21 protein-coding genes and 1 pseudogene are annotated in these 22,623 nt (G+C 57.9%); 6 read left to right on the top strand and 16 right to left on the bottom strand.

The features are described 5' to 3' along the window. Positions 1–270 precede the first annotated feature (270 nt). Positions 271–1,245: a LysR family transcriptional regulator gene (locus L0U82_RS35850; RefSeq protein WP_233838471.1), complete on the bottom strand. Its 975-nt coding sequence runs from the start codon at positions 1,243–1,245 to the stop codon at positions 271–273. Between the two features lie 48 nt (positions 1,246–1,293). Between L0U82_RS35850 and L0U82_RS35845 the strand changes: the two genes are divergently transcribed. Together L0U82_RS35845 and L0U82_RS35840 are read left to right on the top strand one after the other, a co-directional pair. Next, positions 1,294–2,730 (top strand): NAD-dependent succinate-semialdehyde dehydrogenase, encoded by a 1,437-nt coding sequence (locus tag L0U82_RS35845; protein WP_233838469.1) that lies wholly within the window; start codon positions 1,294–1,296, stop codon positions 2,728–2,730. A 32-nt stretch (positions 2,731–2,762) separates the two neighbouring features. Then, the gene (locus L0U82_RS35840) at positions 2,763–3,743 is read left to right on the top strand and encodes an NAD(P)H-quinone oxidoreductase (RefSeq protein ID WP_233838468.1); all 981 of its coding nucleotides are present in this window, start codon (positions 2,763–2,765) and stop codon (positions 3,741–3,743) included. A gap of 11 nt (positions 3,744–3,754) precedes the next feature. Here the strand turns inward: L0U82_RS35840 and L0U82_RS35835 are convergent, their stop codons facing one another. The 9 genes from L0U82_RS35835 to L0U82_RS35795 form a co-directional block, all read right to left on the bottom strand. Then, on the bottom strand, positions 3,755–4,663 hold the full coding sequence (locus L0U82_RS35835) for a LysR family transcriptional regulator (protein ID WP_233838466.1): 909 nt from the start codon (positions 4,661–4,663) through the stop codon (positions 3,755–3,757). 503 nt (positions 4,664–5,166) lie between these two features. After that, entirely contained in the window at positions 5,167–6,027 is an 861-nt protein-coding gene (locus L0U82_RS35830) for an aminotransferase class IV (RefSeq protein WP_233838459.1), read from the bottom strand. After that, the gene (locus L0U82_RS35825) at positions 6,024–6,605 is read right to left on the bottom strand and encodes an anthranilate synthase component II (RefSeq protein ID WP_233838456.1); all 582 of its coding nucleotides are present in this window, start codon (positions 6,603–6,605) and stop codon (positions 6,024–6,026) included. The genes L0U82_RS35830 and L0U82_RS35825 overlap by 4 nt, the downstream gene beginning before the upstream one ends. A 13-nt stretch (positions 6,606–6,618) precedes the next feature. After that, a complete protein-coding gene (pabB, locus tag L0U82_RS35820) occupies positions 6,619–8,022 on the bottom strand; it encodes an aminodeoxychorismate synthase component I (RefSeq protein WP_233838454.1) in 1,404 nt (467 codons plus the stop codon). A 213-nt stretch (positions 8,023–8,235) separates the two neighbouring features. Beyond that, a complete protein-coding gene (locus L0U82_RS35815) occupies positions 8,236–9,186 on the bottom strand; it encodes a diiron oxygenase (protein WP_233838452.1) in 951 nt (316 codons plus the stop codon). Positions 9,187–9,199: 13 nt separating this feature from the next. Next, entirely contained in the window at positions 9,200–9,598 is a 399-nt protein-coding gene (locus L0U82_RS35810) for a MaoC/PaaZ C-terminal domain-containing protein (RefSeq protein WP_233838451.1), read from the bottom strand. 29 nt (positions 9,599–9,627) lie between these two features. Next, positions 9,628–10,098, bottom strand: a complete 471-nt coding sequence (locus L0U82_RS35805; protein WP_233838450.1) for a MaoC family dehydratase — start codon at positions 10,096–10,098, stop codon at positions 9,628–9,630. 860 nt (positions 10,099–10,958) lie between these two features. After that, positions 10,959–11,228: a DUF72 domain-containing protein gene (locus L0U82_RS35800; protein ID WP_233839346.1), complete on the bottom strand. Its 270-nt coding sequence runs from the start codon at positions 11,226–11,228 to the stop codon at positions 10,959–10,961. Beyond that, on the bottom strand, positions 11,170–11,415 hold the full coding sequence (locus tag L0U82_RS35795) for a hypothetical protein (protein WP_233839451.1): 246 nt from the start codon (positions 11,413–11,415) through the stop codon (positions 11,170–11,172). The genes L0U82_RS35800 and L0U82_RS35795 overlap by 59 nt, the downstream gene beginning before the upstream one ends. 759 nt (positions 11,416–12,174) lie before the next feature. Between L0U82_RS35795 and L0U82_RS35790 the strand changes: the two genes are divergently transcribed. Together L0U82_RS35790 and L0U82_RS35785 are read left to right on the top strand one after the other, a co-directional pair. Continuing rightward, positions 12,175–14,142 (top strand): hypothetical protein, encoded by a 1,968-nt coding sequence (locus L0U82_RS35790; protein ID WP_233838449.1) that lies wholly within the window; start codon positions 12,175–12,177, stop codon positions 14,140–14,142. A gap of 34 nt (positions 14,143–14,176) precedes the next feature. Further along, positions 14,177–14,362, top strand: a complete 186-nt coding sequence (locus tag L0U82_RS35785; RefSeq protein WP_233838448.1) for a hypothetical protein — start codon at positions 14,177–14,179, stop codon at positions 14,360–14,362. A 362-nt stretch (positions 14,363–14,724) separates the two neighbouring features. Here L0U82_RS35785 and L0U82_RS35780 read toward each other — a convergent pair. From L0U82_RS35780 to L0U82_RS35760, 5 genes and pseudogenes are all read right to left on the bottom strand, one after another. Beyond that, a pseudogene (locus L0U82_RS35780) lies at positions 14,725–14,850 on the bottom strand (DUF2274 domain-containing protein); the annotation flags it as partial. A gap of 900 nt (positions 14,851–15,750) precedes the next feature. Beyond that, positions 15,751–16,413: an AbiEi antitoxin N-terminal domain-containing protein gene (locus L0U82_RS35775; protein ID WP_233838447.1), complete on the bottom strand. Its 663-nt coding sequence runs from the start codon at positions 16,411–16,413 to the stop codon at positions 15,751–15,753. Positions 16,414–16,421: 8 nt separating this feature from the next. Further along, positions 16,422–16,859, bottom strand: a complete 438-nt coding sequence (locus L0U82_RS35770; protein WP_233838442.1) for a hypothetical protein — start codon at positions 16,857–16,859, stop codon at positions 16,422–16,424. Between the two features lie 106 nt (positions 16,860–16,965). After that, positions 16,966–17,418, bottom strand: a complete 453-nt coding sequence (locus L0U82_RS35765; RefSeq protein ID WP_233838441.1) for a hypothetical protein — start codon at positions 17,416–17,418, stop codon at positions 16,966–16,968. Between the two features lie 1,304 nt (positions 17,419–18,722). Then, positions 18,723–19,322, bottom strand: coding sequence for a cupin domain-containing protein (locus tag L0U82_RS35760; RefSeq protein ID WP_233838440.1), 600 nt, complete (start codon positions 19,320–19,322; stop codon positions 18,723–18,725). 112 nt (positions 19,323–19,434) lie between these two features. Between L0U82_RS35760 and L0U82_RS35755 the strand changes: the two genes are divergently transcribed. Together L0U82_RS35755 and L0U82_RS35750 are read left to right on the top strand one after the other, a co-directional pair. Then, positions 19,435–20,526: a quinone oxidoreductase family protein gene (locus tag L0U82_RS35755; RefSeq protein WP_233838439.1), complete on the top strand. Its 1,092-nt coding sequence runs from the start codon at positions 19,435–19,437 to the stop codon at positions 20,524–20,526. Between the two features lie 2 nt (positions 20,527–20,528). Next, a complete protein-coding gene (locus L0U82_RS35750) occupies positions 20,529–21,488 on the top strand; it encodes an oxidoreductase (protein WP_233838438.1) in 960 nt (319 codons plus the stop codon). Between the two features lie 143 nt (positions 21,489–21,631). Here L0U82_RS35750 and L0U82_RS35745 read toward each other — a convergent pair whose 3' ends face one another. After that, positions 21,632–22,567 carry a LysR family transcriptional regulator gene (locus L0U82_RS35745; protein ID WP_233838437.1) on the bottom strand — a complete coding sequence of 312 codons (936 nt, stop codon included), beginning with the start codon at positions 22,565–22,567 and terminating at the stop codon, positions 21,632–21,634. Between the last annotated feature and the right edge of the window lie 56 nt (positions 22,568–22,623).

Genomic DNA, 22,623 nt, shown 5'->3' with positions numbered 1-22,623 from the left:
CTTCCAGAGGACAGACAGGGAAGCGCGGGAACAACACGGACGCAAGGCATTGCGTACCATCCCCGCGCAAGGGCTATCGTTATCCTACCCACCGAGATTGGATTGATAATCGCCTCCGAATGCAGATGACTCGTGCATTCAGCGCATGAATTGGGCGCGTTTCCTTGACGGCATGGCCCGCACCGGGAGTCGCGGATGCACGTGACATCACGAGGCACGTGCTGGCAGCCCGATCAGCACATATCCAAGCCAGGCATCACTCGCAAGATCTCATTCGGCAGGCACGCCAATAAGCTCAGTCAGCACATCGACAAACGCGCGAAGTTTCGCCGCCGGCTGCGCCAGCGCTCGTAAGACATGGATACCGGTCTGCAATAGCGGAGCCTCGGACAGCCGAGGCAAAACATGAACCAGCCGTCCTGCGCGAATGTCTTCGCCGACGACCCAATCGGGCAGCAGGGCGACCCCGAATCCCGCCAGCGCAGCAAGCCGCAACGCATCGAAATCGTCGCAACGGAAAACAACATCGTCACTCCGCTGCTCAATCGCATGCCCCAGGACATCAGCCCATCCCAACAAGTCGGCACCATGCAGCTTGTCGATCAATCGATGTCCGAGGACTAAGTCCACTGCATCGCTCAGCTGCGGCGCCGTTTCGAGATAGGCAGCGCTGGCGCACAACACCCTCCGCTGCGTCGCTACGCGCGTCGCGAATAATCTACTATCGGCCAGTTCGCCGATCCGGATCACGGCATCGAGCCGCTCGGCCACGGGATCTGCTAGCCGTTCGGTCAAATCTAGTTCGACGCGCAAGCCGGGATGCTTCGCGGCGAGCGTCGATACGACGGGAATCGCGTAGCGCTTTCCGAAAGTCGGAAAGCAGGCAATTCTGAGCACGCCCCGGATTTCTCCCTTCATCGAGGCGATCTCCTGCTGCGTATCGTCGAGTTCGTCCAGCACGCGCCGTGCTCGCACCAGCAACCTCTCTCCGGCATCCGTCAGCGTCAATGCGCGCGTCGAACGAAGAAACAGCGCGGTATCGAGATGCGCTTCGAGCGCATCGATCTGCCGCGCGATCGACGACGGCGTCATGCCACGTCGCCTTCCCGCACTGGAAAAACTCGCCTCGCGTGCGACATCGACAAAAACTCCGAGATATTCCGCGAATCGCTCTGTTTGCATTTGTGCACCCTGTGCAAAGCCGTTGATGGCATTTGGCGGATTATCACATCCCCAGTTCGCCAATAAGCTTCTTCCGAACTGCAGCTATGCAGCCCTCACTGGAGCACATTCATGAGCAGCGAATACGATCCGCTTTACCTCTACATTCACGGCGAATGGATATCGGCCGGCAGCCGCGATACGGCGACCGTGGTCAATCCCTCGACGGGTAACGTGCTTGGCCATGTCCCGCATGCCACGCAGGAGGATCTGGCGCTTGCACTGCGTGCCTCCGAACGGGCATTTCGCGTGTGGCGCGATACCCCACCGTACGAAAGAGCCAGGATCCTCAAGAAAGCGGCGGAGCTGATCCGCGAACGATCCGCCCATATCGAACGGCTTTTGACGATGGAACAGGGCAAAGTGCTGAGCGAGAGCCGCTACGAAGTCGCGAGCGCGGCCGACTACTTCGAGTGGTTCGCCGAGGAAGGCAAGCGGACATACGGACGCGTCGTGCCCTCGCGCCGGCCCGAAGTCCAGCAGCTCGTGAAACGGCAACCGATCGGTCCTGTCGCGGCATTCACGCCGTGGAACTTCCCGGCGATTACGCCTTCGCGCAAGCTGAGCGCCGCACTGGCCGCAGGATGCTCGGTCATCATCAAACCCGGCGAGGAATGCCCGGCGACTACGCTTGCCATTGCGCGCTGCCTGCACGACGCGGGGCTGCCCGCCGGCGTTCTCCAGGTCGTATTCGGTGTGCCCGACGCCATTTCCTCGTTTCTGATCGCCTCGCCAATCATCCGTAAGGTGACGTTCACGGGATCTGTACCGGTCGGACGGCTGCTCGCCGCGCGCGCCGCTGAAGGCGTCAAACCGATCAGTCTCGAGCTAGGCGGTCATGGCCCGGTCCTCGTGTTCGGAGATGCCGACGTCGATGAGGCTGCCCGGTTGGGCGCGGCAAACCGCTTCCGCGGTACCGGCCAGATCTGCATTTCGTCGACACGGTTCATTGTCCAGAGGAGCATCTACGAGCGTTTCGCCGACAGCTTCGTCGCGGCTGCCAGGGCATTGAAGGTCGGCGACGGATTGACGCCCGGGATGCAGGTCGGACCGCTCTCGAACCCGCGCCAGCTCGCGAAGATCGAAGCGATGGTCGCCGATGCCGTACAGCATGGCGCAAAGGTGCTGGCTGGCGGCAAGCGCATCGAGGGCGCCGGGTACTTCTACGAGCCGACCGTCCTCGCTGACGTGCCCATGAGTGCACGTGTCATGCAGGAAGAGCCGTTCGGCCCGATCGCCATCCTGCTGCCGTTCGACGATGTCGACGATGCGTTAGCGGAAGCGAACCGCCTGCCTTACGGATTATCCGCCTACCTCTTTACCCATGACGCTCGGACCGCGATCAGAGTCAGCGACGGCCTTGAAGCTGGAATGATCGGCATCAACCACTTCAGCATGATAGTCAGCGAGCTGCCGTTTGGTGGGATGAAGGAAAGCGGCTACGGCTCTGAAGGCGGAACTGAAGGCATCGAGCACTACCTTACGACCAAATTCATCAGCCAGGTGTGAAACACACCCAACCATTTGCGAAGGAAAAACTCATGAAAGCGGTCGATTTCAAGGATTTTGGCGAGGCCGAGGTCCTGCAACTGGTGGAAGTGCCAGAGCCCGAAGTACGCGACCATGACCTGCTCGTGCGCGTCCATGCTGCGGGCGTCAACCGCGCAGACATCATCCATCGTCGTGGCGGCTACGGGCGGCCGAACTTCGGCGATTCAGAAATCATGGGACTTGAGATTGCCGGAGAGGTCATCGCCGTGGGATCCGATGTCCACGGCTTCGGCATCGGCGATCGAATCATGGGCATTACGGGAGGCGGCGCATACGCAGAAGTGGCACGCCTCGATTACCGGATGGCGCTGCCTATCCCGGGCGACCTCGACTATGTGCGGGCGGCGGCCATCCCGGAAGTATTCGTGACGGCCCATGAGGCGCTCGTGCATCTCGGCCGCCTGAAATACAGACACAGCGTCCTGATACATGCCGGCGCGGGAGGCGTCGGCTCGGCAGCCATTCAATTGGCCCGCGCCATCGGTGCCCGGGTTTTTTCGACCTCCGACGCGAAAAAGCTTGCGCATCTGCAAAAATTCGGCGCGTCCCGCGGCATCGACTATCGTACGGAGGACTTCGTGGACGTCATCAAGGAGGAAACGAACGGGCACGGTGTCGACGTCATCGTCGACTTTATCGGGGCCCCCTATCTCGAACGCAATGTACGTTGTCTAGCTGACGGCGGCCGGTTGATACAGGTCGGCATCCTGGGAGGTACGGAAGGCGCCAGGCTCCCGCTGGATCGCGTCTTGCATGGCCACCTACAAATCATCGGCACCGTCATGAAATCACGGCCGCAAGCGGTCAAGCACCAAATGGTCAGCCGTTTCGCCGCATGTTGGTCGCGGCATTTCGAAGAAGGGACGTTGTCTCCAGTCATCGACAGCGTGTTTCCTCTCGCCCAGGCAGCCGACGCACATCGGCGGATGGAATCAACGCTCAATGTGGGCAAGATCGTTCTCACGACCTGATGTGGCCGATGTCAGGCATCCCAAGGCGGCGTGATGAACTGCTCGACCAGCCAATCCGCGAATACGCGTGTCTTGAGCGGCGTATAACGCGTGGACGGACGCACCAGGTGAATCCCGCCGCTATGCTCGAACTGCCAGTTGCCCAGCACGCGCACCAGCCGGCCGCTCGCGAGTTCGTCCGCGATCAGCCAGCGGGCGCAAACCGTGATGCCCATACCGGCCACCGCCGCCGCCACGAGACTCGTCGAATCGTCGGCGATAAGCCGGCCACTGACTCGTACAGCCTCGGCCGTTTCGCCATTGCGAAAATGCCAATCTGGGAAACCCTCTAGCCGCGAATTGGGCAGACAGGCATGCCGGGTCAATTCGTCCGGCGAAGCTGGGGTACCATGGTGCGCAAGATAGGCTGGAGAAGCGACCACGATTCGATCATTCGAGGTCAGCCTGCGTGCAACGAGGCGGCTGTCCGCAAGATCGCCAAGACGAACCGCCAGGTCGAAGCGCTCATGCACGATATCGACGTAGCGATCCGAAAACTCCGCCTCGATCGTCACCTGCGGCCAGGCCGCCAGAAAGACCGACAGCATCGGCCCAATCCAGCGCTGGCCGAATGTGCTGGGCAACGCGATTCGCAACAGACCCGACGCAACTTGGCTGGTCTGGGTAATCTCGGCCGATGCCTCGTCCATCATCGAAAGCGCCGCGCGCATCCGCCGATAGAACGCTGTCCCCGCTTCCGTCGGCGCGAGACGACGAGTCGTACGCTCTATCAGGCGCACGCCAAGGCGGCTCTCCAACGCGCTGACCCGTCGTGAAACAATCGACGCGTCACGTCCGAGCATGGCGCTCGCCGCGATAAAGCTTCCCGCATCGAATGCAGCGAGAAAGGCCAACACCTCATCCAGTTCCGCACCATCCATTTATTGATTCCAATTCGTTCGCCGATTTTCGTCAGTCTTCCCAGAGAGGCAACTCAGCAACGGTGATCCCGTCGTCAAAAGGTATTGACGCGACCGTGCTAGCTATCCACGCGTAAGCCGGAACCGGTTGGTCAGACCGAGTCGTACTGCCTCCGAATATGTTATCTCACCACCAGATTCCCAGTTGCTTGATCGTCTGTGCGGTCGTCCACAGCGCATACGTGAAAAATTGGTAATTGATCGACGCCGCCAGATATCCGTGCCCTTACGGGACACACAAACATCCATGCGTCGCCCACGAGGACAAACTCAAACTTTTGTCCAACCACTTCGCGCAGATGTGACTCGATGCAGAAATTTCGCGGCCCCAGCCTTCACAATCACTTGCAAATATGTCTTGCTTGCGCAGTTGCCGCACGAGTCAGCAGCTGGACGTATAGGGTGGACTGCCCTTAAAGCACGGTCAGGGCACGCATTAGTTCGATGAAGCGCGTGGGTATCGCTCATCGACCCGCTTCCAGAATCGAGCCCGTGCGATGGTGCAATCCCAGTTCCTGCTGCACGAGATTCATCAAACGCGTCAAATCCCCGTTCCCGGCTTCCGGCGGGCACCAGTTCTCGAAGTGACTTACCGGCATGATGAGCCGCACGCTGTTTGTGAGAAACACCGCATCGGCACGACGCAACTGCTCGACATCGAAAGCAGCTTCCCGAACAGTCAGTCCGGCCAGCGGCGCCAGCCTGATGACGAGACCGCGCGTAATGCCGTCGAGTACACCTGTCTGCAACGACGGGGTCAGCATCGTATCGCCCTGTAGCACGAAAACATTGGCCATGCTGCTACACGCGACATGGCCTTCCGCGTTGAGAAGCAGGGCGTCGTCGGCACCTTGCTTCTGCGCATCCATAAGCGCCAGAACGTTATCGAGGTAGGCCAATGACTTTATTCGCGATAACGGCGAGCTTGCGTTTCGCCTTATCGGGCTCAGTGCCAGAGTCCGCGAAGCGAACGCGAGCTGAAGCTGCCACTCCGCACGGGAAGCAAACACAGTTGCGCGCGCGTGCGCTGAAGGCAACAGTCCACGAGGCCCTTGGCCGCGCGTGACCGTCACCCGGATCACTGCGTCGCCCGGCGCAGCCGCCACCAGTTCGTTGACCGCTTTGGCCGCGATAGCCGGGTCCCACGAAATCTGCAACTGGTGGCAGCCTGAAGCCAGACGTCGCAGATGTTCGTCGAGCAGCACAGCACGGCCGTCGAGCACCAGCACGGTTTCGAATACGCCGTCCGCCAGCAGCAGCCCTCGATCGGACAGATCGAAGCGGCCCTCGGAATGCTCCGTTATTGCGCCGTTGAACCACATCATGACGGCATTGCCTCCGCTATCGCGAGGAAATTCCGGAATAGCGCGTGACCGTGGCTGCTTAGCACCGACTCCGGATGAAACTGAACGCCAAAAGTGCGGCCGTTGTCATGTGCTACTCCCATGATTTCGCCCTCGCGCGAACGCGCCGTGGCTTTCAACTCGATGTCGTCTTCGTGAAGTTCAACGATCAACGAGTGATAGCGCCCCGCCGGCAGCGGATTGGGCAAATCCTTGAAAATCCCAGTGCCGTCGTGATTAACCATGGAGACCCGGCCATGCATCGGCTCTCGTGCACGCGTGACCTTTCCACCCAGCGCCGCGCCGATGCATTGGTGTCCCAGACAAATGCCCAGAATGGGAATCCGGCCATTGAAACGTTCAATGACCGGAAGGCAAATCCCCGCTTCTTCGGGACCGCAAGGCCCCGGCGATAAAACAATAGCGTCGGGAGCCATCGCTTCGACGGCGGCCAGATCGATCTGATCGTTGCGCACTACTTCGACCTCTCTCCCAAGCTCGGTGAAATAGCGTGCGACATTGAACACGAACGAATCGTAGTTATCGATAATGAGTACCATGGCATTGCCTCTATCAGAGAGATTCGAAAGCACGAAATATCCGCTCGGCTTTTGTGAGCGTTTCTTCATATTCGAGCCGGGGATCGGAGAGCGCCGTGATCCCGCCACCGGCCTGAAACGAGGCGACGCCGTTCTGAAAAAGCACGGTACGTATAGCGATATTCGTATCCGATTTGCAATTGAACGAGTAGTAGCCAATCGCACCGCAATAGACACCACGCTGGTCCTGCTCGATACGCGAGATGATCTCCATCGCCTTAATTTTTGGTGCGCCGGTTATCGAACCACCGGGAAATGACACGCCCAGCAATTCGGCCGCGGTTTTGCCGGATGGCAGAACGCCGGTAACGGATGAGACAAGATGATGAACGCCCGAATAGGTTTCCAGCACGCACAGGTCGGGGGTTTTAACAGAATCGGGCAGGCATACGCGGGAAAGATCGTTACGCAGCAGATCGACGATCATGAGGTTCTCGGCGCGATCCTTTTCCGAGGCCAGCAGTTCGTCCGCGATGGCCTGATCTTCCTGCGGGTCGATCGCCCGGCGCGCCGTGCCTTTGATCGGGCGGGTTTCTACCTGTGATCCATTCACTTTCAGAAAGCGCTCGGGAGAGCTGGACGCGATCGCCATCTCGCCGCGGTCGATAAACGCAGCGAACGGTGCCGCATTCGCCACGCGCAGGCGCTGATAAAACGCCCATGTGTCGAACCCGGCCGGCAGATCGGTCGTGAACCGCTGCGAGAGATTGGCCTGAAATATGTCGCCGGCGAGAATCGAATCGACGACCTCCTGAACCGAGGTCATGTAGCGCGACTGCGTGAAGTTGGACGTCCAGCCGTCCCGGCCAATACATATGCCGGTTTTGCTGTCGCAGTCTTGCGCCGAATTTTCCGCCAAAGCCGCTTCGATCTGATTGGCTCTCGACGTAGCCCGTTCCGCGCGTTCGTCCGCCTGCAGGTGCGGAAAACCGGTGGAGATGATCCACGCTTTTTGTTCAACGTGGTCGAACGCGCACAGCGCGTCATAGAACATGAGTTCGATATCGGGAATCGATCCGTGGTCGGGTTCGCGGGTCGCGGGAAGTTGCTCCAACGATTCACCGAACTCATAGGAAAAGTAACCTATTGCGCCGCCCTGAAAAGGCGGCAATCCAGGAATATCGGGCTGTTCATACTGCTTGAGCGTGGCCGCGATCGCCTCTAACGGCGTCGTGCCGACGGGCTCGTCGTTCCAGTACGCCACACGCTCCTTCGCCATTAGTGTTCCGAAAGGATCGACGGCAACATAGGAATAGCGCCCGTGATTATCATGGCGCATGGCGCTATCGAGAAAAACGAGGCCGCCCTTATTTCGCAATAAAGAAGCAGCGTGCACCGGCTCGATCCACGGCAACGAGCGCACTACAGTTGAACTCATGATGATTATCCATTGGTAAAAGCATTCGTGATTTAAACCATGCGTGCGACTAGCGCTTTGCCATCAGGCCGGAAAAAGGCCACACCATGACCACACCATGGCTACGCAATCCGGCTGCGCGGAAGATCGGCGGCGATGCTGGGTTAGCGCTACAGGGATGCCGCCGGCATGCAGGGCAGCGAGTATCGATTCGGCGTACCAGTGTTGTGCCTGTCAAACAGCGTAACCATGCGTGGCAAATGCACGCCGATTCGCCTCGAGATCGAGCACTCCGATTTTTTTCAACAGACGCAGCAGGCGGGATTGAGTCTCTTTGACGCTCGAGACGTGATTGTCGAAAAAAGCCGCTTCGGAGTCCGCGATGATTTGTTCCGTATGTTCGGCGGAGAAATCGCATGCACGCAGAATTCTTCGTTCGAACTCCCGCTCGGGATCGACTGCCAGATAGTCGTCCAGATAGTCGGGCAACATCGTTCCGAAGTGCGCTCGCGTAGTGTCCGGCAACTCCGACCAGCGCGCGGTCATCAAATCGGAGAAATAACTGGAGTGCCGGCCTTCGTCGCGCACATGGTCCTTCATCAAGGTGATGAAGGAATGGTTCAGATTCTTTTCCCGTCCCATGCTGGCGACTTCGTCCGTCAGCACATTCTCCGCGATCGTCACGGCCAACAGGTTGAAGTCTCGTCTCAGCTCATCCGGCAACGCGGCGGTAGTGCGCTCGACCGCGTCGAGCTTCCGGTTCGTTTGGGGAATCCGCAGAGGTTCGATGCCACTGTGCTGCTGCAGTTGCAACACATAATCGAGTGCAACGTGAGCGTGGTAGCCCTCGTCGATGATGACGGTCAGCGCCTGCAATCTGCTGGCGTCGCTGATGCCCGCGACCTTGCCATGCAATACGTCGAGACTGGCGTGTATGACAAACTTTGTTTCCATCAACCCGACGTTGTACAGAAACAGATAAGCATCCTGGGTGATGATGTAAGACCGCACCTGACTTCCCCGCGCGAGCACGAGCGGATGGTCGCAAATAACACAGCGCGACAGCGGGTGTACGAGCCCATCGCCTGAACAGTCCGATGCGAAGATACGCGGCGTATGGCGAACCGTCGCTTTCTCGTACCAGCTATCCGTGACGTCTTTCCGGGTCATTTCTGCCTGCAGCATGCCTGCTCTCCATTCAAGCGAGCCGGACGACCGCTCGCACCGCACCCATGACCTCCTGGCCGGCACAGCGGGCGTGGAGTCGCACCACGACGCGTTTGTCCGTCAATTTCTCTTCGACCACACCGCTGACCTGCAACTGGGTACCGACACCGTCGTCGGGCACGACCACGGGACGGGTAAATTTCTGCACGCTGTACTCGATCAGAGCCCCGGGATCACCGATCCAGTCAGTGACGACCGCAACGCTTTTGCCGATAGTCAGTAGACCCTGCGCTACGACATCCGGAAACCCGACCTTTCTCGCAACCCGCTCGCTCCAATGCGCGGCGGAAAAATCAAGGCTTGCCCCGGAATGGCGCAGAACATCGACTCGATTGACAACAAGCGTCCGTTCGGGAATGACGGTACCCACTTCCACATCGCTATATCTGACTCGAGATGTCATGGGGCATCCCTCTCCGTACCCGCCGTGCCGCGGGAAATCACGGTGTTCACGACCGTGCACACGAGTTCCCCTTCCACGGTACGGATTTCGTGTGTGGATGTCCATCGTTCGTGTTCGCCTATTTCGGTCATCTCGTCGATAACCGTGGTCTGCGTAAGAAAGTCCCCCGCAACAATAGGCCGGCAATGCACGACACGTTGTGAGCGAAGTACGCATACGGGATCTTTCTTCTTGCCGAACTCGGGGTCGTAGAGCGGCCACGCTCCAAATCGGAAAAACAGTGAGGCCGCAAAACTCGGCGGTGCGATCAGGTCGCGATAGCCGAGTTGCTGCGCGACGGTCAAGTCCAGATACGCGGGATGGAGGTCACCAGTCGCAACGGCTAGCTCACGGATCTTTTCCTGGGTTACCTCGTAGGTGATACCAGGGTCATTGGCTCGACCAATGAAGTTTCGATTCAAGGCCATATTTTTTCTCTAACGTTATCATTTGCTTACTATAAAAAATCCACAAAAATGTTTTTGTAATTTACCGATAAACAAAAATAAATCCGATACAAGAAACGATCAGCCATGGGCCTAAGCTTGTCTATAGGAGGCGCACTGACGTCATCTTTTCGATTGTGATCATTTATTGATCACCCGAAAGAAAGATTGAGTGCAGCATAGCAAACGTTTAACGTTTTATTTATGCAAATAGCCATGAAAATATACTATCCAACTGATTTATAAAAATAATGGAATTATCATTAATATGAAATAAAATTCGAAATGAATGAATCGGAAAATATTTCGACACTCCGCATTAAACAGAGCGGCTGCCGGCAATTAATTCCATTAAGCCGTATGTTTTTAGCGTCTCGGCCGTCAACGAATTTGCACCGATTGGCCTTGCCCGCGCTGGCGCAATCTCGCGACACGCTTATCGAACGCACGGCTCTTGAGTGGCGACGCACGAGCCGTTGGCCAGCGCAGAAGTGACGGTTGCGCAGGGCGCAGTCCACCTGCCAGCCGTTCGTCGATTCCACACTGGCGGTACCAACCACATGTCCGTTCTCGCGTGCATGGAATGTAGGCTCCCCGTCTCAAACTAGCCGAAGCCCGACAGACGATTTACGCCTCGTTTCCGTCGAGCAACCGTGTCATCGACGCGCGTTCCGTTGCGCGACGTCGCGATAGCAGTTATTGAACAGGACATGCGTCCGTGCCACACGCCGTCACGATTTGCGCGATGGCAGGCGCTAGCTCGCGCAGTTCCTCTTCGTTGATTCATAGTTGAATCGCTCGACCGCGGATTCGGCTCCACTCCACGTCGACGCATCGCGGCCTTATAGACGCATGATCGCCAGCTCAGGCGACGTCGCCTCCCACACGGTATGCGCGCGCTTCGTCACGCCTCCCGGCGCATCGACGATGATGTGCACGATCCCGCGCTCTCGCTCCATTGCCAGCGTCGTGTGACGGCGCTTTTCGCTGAGCCAACTCTCGTGACGAAAGTCAAACGCGGTGACGAAGGGGTGCATTCGCTCGGCACAGTGCTCAACATGTGCCCTCGCCTTTGGTGCCGAGGTGAACCAATGAAGAAACTGAAACCACAGTTCCTCGAGTAACGGCCCGCGGATTGTCCTTGTAATAGAGGTTCTTCTTGACCGCGTTGGGCAAGACGGCCTGCAGGCCCATGGGGAAAAATCGAGACTCGGTCTGGTGGCCGGTGAACAGCCGGACCGGAATATACTTTGGTACCACGGCGGGTTTGAAAAATTCCTCGACCTGCTTTGCTCGCAAAGGCCTTCCGATTTTTCTGATCTGACATACCACCGATATACCACCAGAAACCGCACGCTACAAAAAGACCGTTACGCCACTGCCGGAAAGCGGAATTCGCGAGACTGTAGCCGGGTCTATGAGGTCGACAAGACGGAATGGAGAAAACCACTGCGGAATTGATGTCCCGGTAGGGTCCACTATAGGCCACCTGTGTGGCTTGCAAGCACCTAGAAAAGCGGGCATCAGCGTGGTGGACGTCGGCCGAGGGCACGCTACGGACGAGCGATCACCTCCGAACCGCTCCTGTCCCTAGGTTATCTCATTTGGCCGCGCAGTCATCCGAAGCCTCTTTTATGCAGACCATGGTGCTCATTCCTTTTCTGCAAGCCCTTGCTTCACGGGGATAGGCAGCAGAGTTCAGCAGTTGTCCTTTGCGCCGCGCCAGGTTTGGCTCCTACCGTTACGGATCACATCTTACCCATCTTCTCGCCAAATCAATTACGACCGAGTCCCCTTGATGCTTTGGAGCGGTATCACCTTGGACGTAAACGTCCCCCACTCGATTGTCAACCAGTCAGTCGGAACCTTGTACCGACGGCCGTTCCGTTCGAGCTGACCGAATCATACCGTCAGACATACCGAAATATCCTGCTGGCAGTCAACGGCTTTCTTCGTGCCGCATTGGCTGCACAACACCCGTTCAATCGAAAAACACGACAACCCGTTTTATCGAGACACTTGACGAGAACTGATATCTTTGCAGAACTGGACGTCACAATGACGGACGGTCTATCTCAAGCCAACCTGAAGTTCAAGCAAACCGACCCGCCGTGGAGTCATGACAGCTTCTTCATGGAGGCCATGCATCGGATACCGTTGGGAGCGGAAGCCCGTTTCATCGAAACCGTTGCGAGAGCCCCGGAGTTCGACCTTTACAGCTTCAGACATTTTTTAGAGCGAGTTCCGGAAAACTGGAAACTGCGGCCAGCCGTCTCCCGGGCACTCGCCAGTGCCTTGAAGGAGATTTGCCGACGTTATTACATGGAGATCAGAAAGAGTCGCTATTACGAACTATTTCCCTTCGAACTGGCCTGCGCAAAGTCAGGCGTAAGCCAAGTCGAGATCGTCGACGTTGTGTTGGCCGCGACCGGCGAGACCCCCGAGCTCATCGACACGGGCCGACTCTTCTCTCTTGTCGGACTCCTTGCGATCAAGCTGTCGCACGATGAAGCCTTAGACGCCCTGACATATGGACTCGACCTTTTTAACCTGGCACTGGAAGACAAGGACGGTGATGGACCGTGGCACGATGCTTTTTCATCACCCAGCGACATTCGGGAAGCGATTGCGGGCTATATCTGGTCCGCATTGGCCTCGCCGGAAGCAGTGCTGCGGTGGGAGGCCGCACACGCCGTCGTCGAGCTCTGTCGCTTCGGGCGACAGGATGTAGTTGATCGCTTGATCAGAATCGCTACGGCTGGAAACGGCGGTCCATTTGTGGACGTGAGATTGCCGTTTTACGCACTTCATGCACTCCAATGGCTTCTTATCGGCCTGGCAAGAGCCTCATTGGAAGCACCATCCGCAGTGGCCCCCTATTTCGGCCAGCTTGTCGATTGGGCCCTGACGGACCAACCTCATGTATTGATCCGTGCGTTGGCCTCGCGCGCCGCGCTCCAGCTTGTGGCAAACGGATGTCTGGTCGACGAGGATGGCCTCTCCGATCGTCTCAAAAATGTCAACGTATCGCCACTGCCTATTGTCGAGTCCGATGCCTATGAACGCCGTGCTTCTCGCAAGCGCAATAGCTCCGCGGGCACCGATGAAGACAGCTTTTATTTTGGCATCGACATCGGCCCCTATTGGTACGCTCCGCTCGGCCGGGTGTTTGCCTTGTCCCAGGACGACATTGAAGCCGAAACGCTGACGGTCATACGGGAGGATTTTTCCTGTGTTGCGAAGGGTCGTTGGGACGACGACGAACGGGCTCGCCACGGCCTGTACGAAGAGCAGCACACGTACCATTCCCACGGCTCATCGCCCAGGGCCGACAACCTCCAGTTCTATCATGCCTATCACGCGATGATGATTGTCGCAGGGCGGCTCTTGGCTACGACACCCACACACCGCGACCGAACCTATGACGAGGATGATGGGTTTGAAGGCTGGTTATCGGACCATAATCTCACTCGCCGCGACGGTCGCTGGCTTTGGGATCGGCGTGACCCTGAACCAGATTCGCGGGGTACGTGGCTAGAGCGCGAAAATGACCATCCGGACCGACGACTCTTGACGGAAGGTGACTTTGAGGAAGCGCTTGGAAACGGCGATAGACTCAATTTGTGGGGACATTGGTCAGAGTCCGATACACGCCGGGAGCAATCAACGCGTATCTACAGTGCACTTGTTACACCGGCCAGATCGGAAGCTTTGCTGCGAGCGCTCGCCACGACCACAGATCTGCATGATTACGCGATACCGAGTGCCGGTAGTCGTACGGAAATCGATGAAGACGGCTTTGAGCTTAAGGGCTGGGTGCTGGACCATAGTGACGAGAAGCGGCTAGATGAATACGACCGGTGGGCTGGAGGCGTTTCCTTCCCACCACCGCGTCCCGCACCATTCATCGCTGAACAGATGCGGATTGAAACAGACCCGGATCTTCGATTTTGGACAGATCAGAACGAAACGCGGGTCATGGAGAGCCAGATCTGGGGGCTATTACGACGAAGCGAAGCGCCATGAAAGTAGCAATCCCAATCGCGGCAGCCGCCTTCAGGTGTCGGCAACTTTCGTCAAAGCCATGCTGGATGGACTGAATCAGGACCTCATTATTGAGGTGCAAATTGAGCGGCGGCGCCGCTATCAACCATATGAAAGTGGTGAAAAGGATGACGACGAGCGAATCAAAACCATTGCCAAGCTCTACCTTCTCGGAAAAGATGGAAAATTGCGGACCATCTGACAGCGTTCAGCTAAAATCCTTATCGGCTACTGTCTGGCTGAAGCCGCCGAAGCGACACTGGACAAATCAAAGGAATGGGTAAAACTGGCAACGGCAATTGACGCCGATGGTGTTCCTGAAATTGTCATTCGTATTCTCTCGTCAACCGCCGACATGATGAAGAAGCCGGACCCTGACGAAGCAATGCGTTCGCTTCTTAAGTACCGAATCCAACGACTACACGGATTCCTGGAGATGGCCGAATCGCTAGTCACCACGCTTGAAGAGCGCCTTCGGGCGCTGCGATCTGCAGGAGAAAACACGACTGACAATTAGTCGTTCTCCGCTTCCGTTGGATGATTGCGTCTCAGTGGCGCTTTCGCTTATCGGATGCCGCGGTCGGCGGCGGCCATGAAAGCTTCCAGCATGTGCGGGACCAACGCCGCCGCGTCGACCGCGTCGCCGTATGTCTGCGCGTGCAGCACCGCGTAACGGTCGAGGTCGGCTTTCGGCTGACCTCGAGATGCTGCGCAATGTCAAATGGGGTGACGACTCATCCACCTCGTCCCGAAACCCGTCAATGACACCCATGCAAGACGCCATGCCGATGCGTGCTGCAGCCGCGCTCGGGAATGGCCCGCCGGGCACTCGCATCACTTCCGCAGTGACCACGTTACGCCGCAAGTCGGACGGGTCGACAATTCGGTACGAAACATTAGCCTCCGTCAAAGACACAAAGAAGACCCGCACTGAATCTCGAGTCCTAGATAGATGGCAGTGAACGTTCCCCCACTCGCCCTACGCGCCTAGACTCCTCATGCTAACGCGCAGCTTCGCCGGCCCCAATAGCGGAGGGAAACACAAACATCAAAGTTCCACGGTCGCATTTGGCTGTGCCCCCAGAGATACAGACGAAGCCTCGCGCTGTCCGAGCGATAGCGCTTGATTGCGCGCAAGCGACGCGGATGTTACGGCATTAAATAAATGCTTTCATAGATAGAAACGCCGAAGACTACACGTACACGCGCGTCACCGCCACCGTTTGCCACGGCCAACCCGAAGTCGCGAGTCGGGCCTCGCGCGCCGAACGACGAGCCCATCGGTTTAAATGTGGTCCACGTTAAGCGCAGGAGTGTTGTACGCGCCAATGTTCAAGGCGCGCTCAAAATGCGCGTCATTGCTACCGCATTCGCACTATCGAACATCCATTCGAATAGTAAATCGCGCAAAAAATTGTGCGCTGCACACAAGATTTTTGCGTTCCCGCAGACTTCGTTGTCTTTGAGACAGTTCGTCACCGTTCCCGCAGACTTTGTTGTGCACCGATACGAGAATCCACCGTCGCTCTCACATCGGATCATATGCTAACGATGCATTGCCCGTCATACCCGTTTTTTAGGGTGAAACTCTCAGCATCGCAGCGTGCTCGCCCACTCATGACCCTCGTCTTCGGCCAGTTCGCTGAGTGTCGCGACGATATCCCGTCGAAGACAGTAAGTGGCGAGCGTCCGAAGTACCAGTGGCCGGATGGTCCGCAGTTCGCTCACAAGATTTCCTGCATGTTCCAGCCCCCCGTGGCCGCTGTCGGCCAGCATCTCGATGATTGCCCGCTCACGATGCGAGACCATCACGCCAGGATGTTTCAGCGGAAGTGCTGAAACCGCATAGCATGGTTCGAGATGGGCATCGAAGAGAGGTCGTGGGTCGTATCGTGGAGACAGAAGCGTCTTCGCCCAGTCAGGAAACGCGAAATTGACGGAGCCCCGAAGGTACAGGCGTTCGTGGACATAAAGGTAGTGACGTACACCCTGACGAGCCAGCGCGCTGCGTCCAGAGATGTGCAGATTCGGCACCTGTCGCGTCAGATAGGCAACAGTCCCCTCGACCGATGGTTTGTCGCCTCTCAGAAGATACGCGTTGTCGGACAATTGGGTCAGCCAGCCGCTCCTCAAAAGCAACGGCACCTTCGCTGGCGAAACCCCAATGCTTAAGAGATATGGACGGTCAAATGGCTGCCCCCGCGTGGCGAAATCCATAAGGACCTGTACGTCGGTCGAGAGGTCCAGCGGCATCTAGCGTTTCACGAGGCCGTTTCAGTCAGAAAGCGGCCATCGGACGCGACTGACCGCCAGACAAGCGTCCGCGTTCCCGCCGACTCCGGATCGGGTTGCATCGGCTCACAGGGCGAGACTCGCCCCCCGGCATCGCTGTAAGCGAAGTACACCATTGCGAACCGCCCGTCGTCCGGGTAGGACCAGAATTCGTGAACAGCGACCAGCCGGTCCCATTCAAGCGCATAAACTTGCACGGGGTTGTCGTTCGCACCCTCAAGCATGGCTTTTAGAAGCTGTGGACCAGAAACAAAATACGAGTAACCATCGCCGTCGTCACGACGGGTCTGCGTAGATCGCACCACGAATACCGTCGAGTAATGCGTCACGCCGGTCATCTCCCAGCGGGTGAACACATCTCCGGTAAGTTTCATCGGCGATTGCCACGAGGATTTGGTGAAAAACATGTTGGAGAAGCAACGACGTACAAGGAACTGGGAGATAGATGCATCACGAATGAGTCGTAAATGCCGTGGTCATAAATGTATCATATTTTGAAACGATGCATCGCCTTCAATTCGCGCCCCGCGAATTCTCCCAGCTTCTCTCCTTTTCGAGCGATGCATTCAGACACGCAAGCACCTCAGGATTGACAAGGCCACGTCTTCCGAACAGATCACCAGTTAGGTCTCCAGGATCAGGCGCAATAACCGCCCCGCACTGCATGCTGTTGGTATCGACCGCAACCAGCGATAGATGGTTAGTCGGGATTTCGCATGCGACCCTGTAGTCGAATCTGCGTTGTCGTACATATCCACGCGCCGCGATCACAAGGGCAGCATATGCTGCGAATAACATTGCCTGGAGGGCGGCAGGTGACGGAAGGTGGCCTGCCAGTGCGTTCGTGAATCGTGCAGTCTGAAGCGCGGCGATCTGATCAAGTTCATAGCGCAGCACGCACAGCGACTCGAAATGGCTTCTCAAAAGCACGAATGCCAGTTGCGTGGCTGTCCAGGTGTCCTGCACCAGACACTCCCCTCCAGTCAAAACAAGCGGTGGAGGACACACATCGCGACGACTGCAGTCGATGGACGCTTTTAGTCGGCGCAGCACCGCGCAGTACGCTCTCCACAGGTCTCCGCTTGCGAGGTAGCGAGACCTTGAGGCGGCCTGTAAACTCGCCCACCTGACAGGACGGACCCGCCAAGTAAGGACAGTCCCATGGCGATGCTGCCGCGCGCAGCCAACGGGGAAGGGATGCACTAGATTAACGGTTCCCCGCCAGACTTCTACATCGGCAAAGCCAAGACAGAGAGCCGGATATCGCTTGCAGCGACGTCTCGCCTCGGCCATGAACAGCAGGTAACGTGGTGCTGCCTCAAGCCATTTGCGATATGGCCTCCCTCTTGCGGCCAGTTCGGCATAATGGTCGCGGAACGCTAGGTGGGCCTCAATAGTGAATGCCCCACCTGCCAGATGACGGCCGCAGCTCCCGCAATTAAAACGTTGACCAATGAGTCGGGGTGTCAGTTTGTACTCGCCAAGTTTCGCATCGCAGTACATGCACCGCTCTCGCAACTGGCATGCATGGACAAGGCAGTCCTCCAGCGCGGCAAACTGGTGCCACACACTGTGATAGCCCGCCTCGAGGCAAAGAGGACAGTAACGAAGGTTTTCGGACCAGAGTATGACCCGCAGCGGCTCTAGGTCTCCTATCTGGCGCCGCTCGACAAGAAAGTCATCCCATCCGACCAGCAACCGTAAAGCCGTCGTATCGAGCGTGCTACCTCGCGCACGCCCCCTTCCGAAGAAAAGCCGTTGCACGGCCGTAGGCGAAAGCTCATTGAGTCTGGAAATGCGCGTCAGCGACCCATACCACGACTCGTCAACTAACGGCGAAAATTCGTGGCCGACAAGGACGGGGCTGGTCCGCTCTCCCATCTCTAAACGTATCTCGTGACAGCATCGACAAGCGCAACGTCGGGAAGTCCGGAAACCCTTGGTCGATCGTCGTCAGGACGATCGCAAATGGGTCGTAAATGCCGTGGTCTGAGATATATCATAGTTGCTTCGCAACGGAAAGAAAGAGGGACTAGGAAAAGTTATACGTGGGAACTGCGCCGGTGGTTGCGACATGGACGCGGGTGCCCGCAATAGAGGAAGCGGGTGCAATTTCAACGGCCGCTGCGATGAAAATTACATCTATTACAATACATTATTGCCTGGTTCGTACGCCGCGTTTGAATTTCAACATATGTGCGATTTGACGATTTATCCTATGTCGAAAATCCGGGCTAAAAAGCGCTGAGGCGCTTCATCCATAGGTGGAGTTACGTCATATCTTCGTGCTCGGGCACTTGAGGCGATGTGCCCAGATACGCGCGCAGCACATGAACCAGCGCAAGCGCCGCAAGGCCGCTCCGTGCGACCTCACCGCCGAGATGCAAATCACTGGACTCAAGCCGAAGCAGACTCAGCACATGGGACAGCGCGCCGGATGACACATCGGTTGCACGCACATGTATCAACGGCGGCAAATGACGTAGCAGAAGATCGCTGACGTCATTCTCGAATGTGAACCGACCGCTGACCAGACTGACGGGCACGCCCTCGCCTTCGCAATAGTGACGCGCTACACCGTCTGCACCGCGCTTACTGCGCACGGTGGCCACGCCATCTTCCAGAACACACGCCAGGTTGCTTGCCGAACAGAACGGTCGTCCGCTGGCAAGCAGATAGAAGTCCCCCTCTTCCAATGCGATCGGCTCTTCACCCTCCAGCCACAAGTAAACGCGTCCGGACAGCACGCTGCCGAACTTGATGTGCTCGTACTCCGGAAAGCGTAACGCCCATGAGCCCTGTCCCTCGAAGCGGGAAGAAAGCACGCTGCTCACTCGCAGGGTCGAGAGCACATCGGAAAGAGCATCCATTTTTTGTACGATCTAATAGAAAAAGCACGCTTTTGATTATATTCAACGAGGCGAGAGCGCGCGATCATCCATGCCGTGATGTATTGACCAATGACATGGCAAAGGATCAGCGATGAAAGCGTGGGAGCTTGAAAAACTAGGCGGTGCCCTGCGTCTGACCGACAGACCGATTCCGGAGGCTCGCCCCGGAAGTGTCGTCGTCAGGATGGAAGCCTCTTCGTTGATGTCGTACATGAAGTCGTATGTCGACGGAAAACTGCCGATCTATCACGCGCCCAACAAGCCCTTCATTCCGGGCGGAAATGGCGTCGGCATCGTTCATGCGGTGGGTCCGGATGTGTGGCACCTGAAGCCAGGGCAACGCGTCATTGTTTCCTCGCATATGGTTGCGCAGGAGAACGTCAGCGAGCCGGGACAATTCCTGCTCGGCGTAACGGCGCTCGGTGCTGTTGCGGAAATCATGCAACGGGATTGGTCCGATGGCACGCTGGCCGAGTACGCGCTGCTGCCGGCCACGACCGTCACGCCGATCGAAGGCCTGGATGATCGCGATGCGGCGAATCTGGCCACCAGCATGCGCTACATCGTGCCCTATGGCGGCTTGTTACGCGGCCATCTCGCCGCGGGTGAAACATTAGTCGTCTCGGGCGCCACTGGCGCTTACGGCACCGCGGCGGTGCTGTTGGGCCTTGCGATGGGCGCCGGTCGCGTCGTGGCAGTCGGCCGTAACGGCGATGCGCTCGATGCGATTGCCAGCGCGGGAGGTGTCCGCGTTGCCACCGTGCAAGCAACTGGCGATATCGCAATCGACACGGCCCGCATCCGCGAAGCGGCTGGCGGCGGCGCCGATCTGGCCTTCGACATAGTTGGCGCAGCGACGAGCTCGAACATGACGATGGCGGCCCTTCGCAGCTTGCGCCGTGAAGGACGTCTCGTTTTGATGGGCTCGATGACCGCGCCGCTGCCGATTTCCTACATGGAGCTGATGTTCAACGGTTGGGAGATCACCGGCAACTTCATGTATCCGCGCAACGCTTATCGTCGTCTGTTCGATCTGGTTCGTTCTGGCCAGCTTGAACTCGACGCCATTCGAGCGATCACCCTGCCCTTGCGCGAACTTCCCCAAGGGATGCAAATGGCCACCGAGGCGGGAAGCTTCGAGTGCGTCGTCATGTTGCACTCCACCGAACAAACAGGAGCCTGATTGTGACCGCTATTCAAATCCCACTGAATTCCGGATTCGGATTTCATTCGACCGCGGACGACGTTATACGAGGCGTTGATCTCACCCGTAAGGTCTCTATCGTCACGGGTGGCTATTCGGGAATCGGTGCGGAGACTGTACGTGTTCTGGCGCGAAACGGCGCGACGGTTGTTGTCCCCGCACATAACCTGAACAACGCACGTCAAGCGCTGGGCGATCTTGCCGGCATCGAACTCGCGCGTATTGATCTGCTTGATCCAGCGTCGATCGACACATTCGCTGATGGCTTCGTCCGAAGCGGCCGGCCGTTGCATCTGCTCATCAACAACGCCGGCATCATGGCAACGCCGCTGGCGCGTGATGCGCGCGGCTACGAGTCGCAACTGTCCGCGAATCATCTCGGCCATTTCCGCCTGGTACAACGCTTGTGGCCCGCACTTCAACGGGCACAGGGCGCGCGTGTCGTCGGACTGTCGTCGGGAGCGCATCGACGTGCTGCGTTCGACTTCGACGATCCAAACTTCCATCAGCGCGAATACGACCGATGGATCGCGTATGCGCAGTCCAAGACCGCGATCGCGCTGTTCGCTCTCGAACTCGATAACCGGGGGACGTCTGACGGGATTCGTGCTTTTTCAGTCCATCCCGGACGTATCGAAACAGGCCTGCAACGGCACATCAGCGTGGCCGATTTGCAAGCGTTAGGTTTCCGCAATGCCGAAGGCAAGATCCCAGTGGATCAACTGCATATGTATAAGACCATCGAGCAAGGGGCAGCCACTACGGTGTGGTGTGCGACCAGCCCGATGCTGGATGGAATGGGCGGGGTGTACTGCGAGGACTGCGATATCGCCCCCGCCGTCAGTTCGGATCACAAGGCGCTGAACGGTGTGCTTCCGTGGGCAGCCGATCCTGTGCTTGCGCGGCGTCTGTGGACGCTAAGCGAGAGTTTGCTGGATTAGATCCGCGAGGTAGCAGCTGCCGTCGGCTATTTGCCGCAGTAGCACGCCGTGTCAAGACAGCGGTACGAACCTGTCAGCTATTTGACAGATTGACCGCTTATCGCCGCGCGAGTACAAGCACGTGCTCAGCCGCAACGCCAATCTCACTCATCACGCGATGGACTCGCGCCTAGCACGTCCATCATCTTCTCGCGCATCCAGCAAAGTGCCGGCGAAGCCGAGTGTCGCCGATGAAACAGAATCTTGAGAACGTAGCGCGGAACAGCAAAAGGTGTGGGATGAATGGCAAGCGGTATCGCGTCCGCCAGTTGGACCGCAACCCGTCGAGGCAGCGTAAGCAGAAGCTCCGATTTCGCCACGATGAATGGCGCGGCCATCACGCTCGGGAGTTTTACAGCCACGTCGCGCGTGAACCCAGCACGTAGCAACTCCGCGTCGATGACGCTGCCCTCGGTATTCCACGGAATGACGACGACGTGCTTCTCCGCCAGATATTGTTTGAGCGACAGTTTCTTTCTGATCCGTGGATGTCTATTCCGAACGACGACGACGTAGTCGTCCACGAAGCAATCGAGGGATTCGACACTCGTCTGCTGCATGCCGTCTTCGCCCGCAAAACCGAGGGCGAAGTGAACCTGTCCCGAGGTCAGGTCATCCAGCGATTCGCTCCGCGTCGAGTAGACCACCCGCACGCGAATGTGCGGCGCTTCGAGTTGCAGCACCGATATCAGTTGGGGCAAAACCGCGAACGCGGTGAAGTCCGTCGCGGCAATCACGAATTCTCGAGTGCTCGTCGACGGGACGAACGGGCCGATGTCGCCGAGCGTAGCTGTCAACGCCTGCAGCGCCTCGCGGACGCCCGGTGCCAGCTGTTCGGCTCTTGCAGTCGGCTGCATCCCGCTGCCGTGCCGCACGAACAGTTCGTCGCCGAGTGCCGCGCGAAGACGGCCCAGCGCATGACTACACGCCGACGCGCTCAGCGACAGTTCATCGGCCGCCGAAACGACCCCTCGATGCCGGAAGAGTGCATCGAACACGAGCAACAGATTGAGATCGACCCGCCTGAGGACATCATGCATAACGTGCAGCATTAGGTGAATAAAACGCAGTGCGTGCAGTTTGCACCTGTTTTACC

It is taken from the genome of Paraburkholderia sp. ZP32-5 (assembly GCF_021390495.1).
GTDB lineage: Bacteria > Pseudomonadota > Gammaproteobacteria > Burkholderiales > Burkholderiaceae > Paraburkholderia.
Note: the sequence above shows the minus strand (reverse complement) of the source record. Positions and strands in the feature narration are given on the sequence as shown.